3 protein-coding genes are annotated in these 4208 nt (G+C 60.5%); 1 reads left to right on the top strand and 2 read right to left on the bottom strand.

Annotated features, from left to right (window positions below; translation table 11 throughout):
- Nucleotides 1-717, bottom strand: a 717-nt coding sequence (locus ABX749_RS24215; RefSeq protein WP_372898256.1) for a DUF1501 domain-containing protein, incomplete at its 3' end; no start/stop codon positions are given.
- A 34-nt stretch (nucleotides 718-751) separates the two neighbouring features.
- Nucleotides 752-3076 carry a PSD1 and planctomycete cytochrome C domain-containing protein gene (locus ABX749_RS24220; protein WP_372898257.1) on the bottom strand — a complete coding sequence of 775 codons (2325 nt, stop codon included), beginning with the start codon at nucleotides 3074-3076 and terminating at the stop codon, nucleotides 752-754.
- 279 nt (nucleotides 3077-3355) lie between these two features.
- Here ABX749_RS24220 and ABX749_RS24225 point away from each other — a divergent pair.
- The coding region (locus tag ABX749_RS24225; RefSeq protein WP_372898258.1) for an acetylxylan esterase at nucleotides 3356-4208 on the top strand (853 nt) is incomplete at its 3' end.

Genomic DNA, 4208 nt, shown 5'->3' on the forward strand with positions numbered 1-4208 from the left:
AGTGTTGAGTTGCCGCAACAGATCGAGTTGTTCACGTTGGGTCTGGCGGTCCCAGCGAACGTTCCGCAGATGGGGCAACATCTTCTCCGGATCGATCGTGGAGTGATTGATGTAGGTCCCCTGGTATTCCGACGGCAGAAAGGCACTGTTCCATAAAATCGAGAATCGGACGGGGCGTCCCGGACATAAGACGACATAGCCGGGCAGGTTTGCGTTCTCGCTGCCCAGACCGTACAAAAACCAGGCTCCCATGCTGGGACGCGTCGGTGTGATCGTACCGTTGTTCATCTGCAGCAACGCCGGCCCGTGATTGGGATTGTCGGCATGCAGGGAGCGAAGTACACAGATGTCGTCGATGTGCTGACTGAGTTTGGGCAGCAGCTCGCTGACGGGAATGCCGCTTTCACCGCGTCGGCGAAATTGAAACGGTGACGGCAACAAGCCTCCCGTCGGCCGCTCGGTCAGAAGGTCCGCGCCGGGTGGTCGCGTTCCGGCATACTTTTCGAGCAAGGGTTTTGGATCGAACAAGTCGCCTTGATAGGGCCCCCCGTTCATGAACAGGTGAATCACACGTTTCGCTTTGGCGGGGAAATGTGGACCCGCGTTGGGACTCAATTCCGATGCCAACAGATGGGCGGCACCCAGCATTCCCATCCCGCCACCGAGTTGTCCCAGTAGCTGGCGGCGATCGATCGTTGAATTCGTTTCGTTTGGCATCGGTCGGTCTCTTCGTCTGGTCACGCAGTTGGGCTCACTCGACAAACAGGGCCTGGTTGGAAACCAGCAGCGCGTGGGCGTATTGTTGCAAACGCGCGGCGGGTGAATCGTTGTCTGCCGGTTTCAAGAACTGCATTCCGATCCGCAGCTCTCGATCGTCGGGTGGTCGAGAGAACAGCAGCCAATAGAGCCGATCGATTTGGGCGGCTGGATCGTGCGGGACTTCGCGTTCCAACCGCGTGACCAGCGACTGCGATTGATTCAGCAGCAGCGGACCGTTGAGGGCGTAAAGCCCTTGCAGTGCCGTGATCGTCGGTGTCCGCTTGGGGCTGTGCTGGGTCGGATCGGGAAAGTCGTGGACCATCAGCGTCGGCGACATGTCGCGGCGATGGACGGTTGCGTAGAGTGTGCGTCGTCGATTCCCGTTTGCATCCAGGTCGATGGACGGACCGCCGATCGTCTGGGTCAATTCATTGCTCGCCATCAGCATCGAATCCCGCCACTCCTCAAAGGTCAACCGACGTTGGTTCATGCGCGAAAGCCAACGGTTTTCCGGATCGCGCTGAAAGGATTCCGCCGCGGCCGACGACGATTGTTGCCAGGTGGCCGAGAGCAGGATTTGGCGATGCAGCTGTTTCAGCGACCAGCCCGAATCGATGAAGTGGGCGGCCAGATCTTCCAGCAATTCCGGGTGTGATGGGCTGCTGCCTTGCGTGCCGAAGTTGCTCGGTGTGTCGACCAGCCCGGTTCCGAAATGGGCCAGCCAGATGCGATTGACGATCACACGCGCGGTCAATGGAGCCGCTTCGGTCACGATCGATTCGGCCAGTTCCAGTCGCCCGCTGCCGTTTTGATAGGGTTCGGGGTGTTCGGCGAGCACGGTCAAGAACCGCCGCGGGACGATGTTTCCGGGGCGATTGGGATTGCCACGGATGAACGCCGGCAGATCGCGTGGTTGTGCACGATACTCCAGTTTCGTTCCGTCTTGTGCCGTCTTTCCGGCGCGGACGACGAACAGCGATTCTTCGGACAACGCATTCGCCATCGGCATGTCGTACTGTGGCGTCGAGGCTTTGATCGATTGAATTTCCGCGGTCAGTTTCTCGATCGTTTCGGTGGGCAGCGGTTTTTCGCGTTTTCGTTTGGTGATCTCGGCTTCCAGCTCGGCAACTCGTTCACGCGCCCGTCGCACCGGTTCGTATTCTTCTTCGGGAACGAGCGGCCGTTCGACTTGGCGGCAACTGGCAAAGATGCCGGCCAACGCGTAGTAGTCTTCGGTACTGATCGGATCGAATTTGTGATCGTGACAGCGGGCACAGGCGACGGTCAGCCCCAAGAAGGTTCGCGATACTGCGTCGACACGTTCTTCCCATTCATCGGCGACGATCACCTTGATGATCTCGCAGGGCAGTTTCAGTTCTTTCCAATAGGTCGGGCTGAGGCTGATGAAACCGAGGGCGGGCAGGTCGCTCGGCCCCGTCTCGGGCATCAGATCGGTGGCCAACTGGCGGCGAACGAATTCGTCGTAGGGCATGTCTTGATTCAGCGCGTCGACGACCCAATCACGATAGAAGTGCGATTGCCCGGTCTGGTACAACCAGCTCGCAGTGCGATCGGTGTACCGCGCCATGTCCAGCCACCAGCGACCCCATTTTTCGCCGTATTGGGGCGAATCCAAGAGTCGCTCGACCAGTCGTCGGTACGCGTCGGGGGATTCGTCCTGGACGAAGTCACCGACCATGGCCGGTGTCGGCGGCAGACCGGTCAGGTCGAAGCAAAGCCGTCGCAGGAGTGTCACGCGGTCGGCGCGGTCGGTCGGCGCCAACCCTTGCCGCTGCATCGCAGCGAGGACAAACGAATCCAAACGCGTTTGCGGCCAATCGGATCCGCCGACGTCCGGCAGCGGTTGACGTTGGACGGGTTGAAACGACCAAAATCGCCGCCCCTCGTCAAAATCGATCGCGCCGTGACGGGCTTGTTCGGTTTGCTCGGATGGTGGAAAAGCAGCGCCCTGCCTGACCCAATTTGTCAGCGTGGCCAGATCGTCCGCATCGAGCTTTCCGTCGGGCGGCATTTGAATGTCACCGTCGTAACGCACCGTTTCGATCAATAGACTCTCGTCGGGCTTTCCGGCGACGACGGCGGCACCGCTGTCACCGCCCTGCCGGACGCCTTCGGCGGTGTCCAGTCGCAAGCCGCCGTGGAGTGTCTTGGCGCCGGCCGAATGGCACTCGTAACAGTGCTCGACCAACAACGGGCGGACCTTGCGCTCAAACGTTTCGTAGTCGTCGGCGTTGACTGTTCCGTGAACGACAAGGAGTCCGAGCAGAACAATCAGTCGCTTCGCTATGCGAGACATGGCGGGCGTCGCGGGAGGTGGGAGGAAGGCGGGGTCCGCCATTGTACTCTACCAAAAACCGTGGCGTAAGCTTCCAGCTTGCGTGAAGCACGGGTCGCAAGCTGGAAGCTTGGGCGGGTCGCAAGCGCGAAGCGTACGCCACTTGCAAGCTGGACGCTTGGGCGGGTCGCAAGCTGGAAGCGTACGCCACTTGCAAGCTGGACGCTTGATTTGAGTATGCTGATGGGGCGTCTGTCCATTTGTTCCCGACACTCCCCTGCCAGAATGATGCGATATTGTTTGACATGTTTGCTGTGGATTGCCTGCACGATCGCTGCCGCGGCCGATGGGCTCCGGGCACTGCCCGAGGCGACGCGTCCGGCCGACCGGCGACTGGGCGAGCTGCGAAACCTGAACAGCTACTTTCCGTTCAAATCGGTCGAGGATCCTGAAGCCTGGCCGCAGCGGCGTGCGGAGATTCAGCGACGGATCTTGTTATCGCAAGGGCTGTGGCCGATGCCCAGCAAACCCGACTTGAACGCCGTGATCCACGGCCGGGTCGAGCGAGATGACTACGTTGTGGATCGCGTTTATTTCGAATCGATTCCGGGCCACTTTGTGACCGGCAGCCTGTATCGCCCGAAAGGCAAGTCGGGTCCGTTTCCGGCGATCTTGTCGCCGCACGGGCATTGGAGCGACGGTCGGTTTTACGACGCCGGTGAAGCTCAGATCCGCGCCGACTTGGCCAGCGGCGCCGAACGCTTTGCAGTCGGCGGACGATTTCCGATCCAGGCTCGCGCGGTTCAGTTGGCCCGCATGGGATGCCTGGTGTTCGTCTACGACATGACGGGAAACGCTGATTCGATCCAGATCGGACATCGCCCCGACAAGGCGGCACATCTGGATCGCGAGACCGACTGGGGGTTCTTCAGCGCGCAGGCGGAGCTTCGTTTGCAAAACATGATGGGGCTGCAAACCTGGAACTCGATTCGCGCGGTCGATTTTATGTTGGAGCTGGACGAAACCGACCCGACCCGCATCGGTGTGACCGGTGCCAGTGGCGGTGGAACACAATCGATGATCTTGGGTGCGATCGACGATCGCATCGCCGCGGCGATGCCGTGCGTGATGGTGTCGACGTCGATGCAAGGCG

Origin of the sequence: Stieleria sp., from assembly GCF_041595215.1 — a bacterium.
Taxonomy (GTDB): Bacteria; Planctomycetota; Planctomycetia; order Pirellulales; family Pirellulaceae; genus Stieleria; species Stieleria magnilauensis.

What these genes read in the sequence shown, in the direction of transcription:
- ABX749_RS24220 (WP_372898257.1), bottom strand. Translation starts at nt 3,076, where the DNA reads ATGTCTCGCATAGCGAAGCGACTGATTGTTCTGCTCGGACTCCTTGTC.